Below are 427 nucleotides of genomic sequence, written 5' to 3'. Positions count from 1 at the left end.
CCGTGGTCGCCGATGAAGTACGAACCCTGGCGCGGCGCACCCAGGTGTCCACCGATGAAGTGCAGCAAATGATCCTGCGCCTCAAGCAGGGTGCCGGCAGTGCGGTGGCGTCGATGCAGGCCGGGCAGGCGGCAACCGGTACGGGCGTGGAGTCGAGCCAGCAGACCGGTGCTTCGCTGGGGACCATCACCGAGCAGGTCGAGCACATCAGTGACATGAACCATCAGGTGGCGACAGCGACTGAAGAGCAGTCGGCGGTGACCGAGGAGATCAACCGCACGGTGCAGGGGATTTCCGACCTGGCGCGGGAAACGGCGGTGGATGTGCAGGGGTGCCGGGAGGAGTGCCAGGCGCTGCGCGGGCTGGCCGATGACCTGGCGCGGCAGATGGGTGGGTTTCGCCTTTGAAATTATCGCGGGGCAAGCCC

General features: G+C 66.5%; 1 protein-coding gene. It reads left to right on the top strand.

Annotation, left to right across the window (positions count from 1 at the left end):
* Nucleotides 1-407: methyl-accepting chemotaxis protein (locus tag UB48_RS28330; RefSeq protein WP_275560919.1), on the top strand; the 407-nt coding region annotated here is incomplete at its 5' end.
* Between the last annotated feature and the right edge of the window lie 20 nt (nucleotides 408-427).

Origin of the sequence: Pseudomonas sp. 2(2015), assembly GCF_000955865.1 — a bacterium.
Classification (GTDB): domain Bacteria; phylum Pseudomonadota; class Gammaproteobacteria; order Pseudomonadales; family Pseudomonadaceae; genus Aquipseudomonas.
Note: the sequence above shows the minus strand (reverse complement) of the source record. Positions and strands in the feature narration are given on the sequence as shown.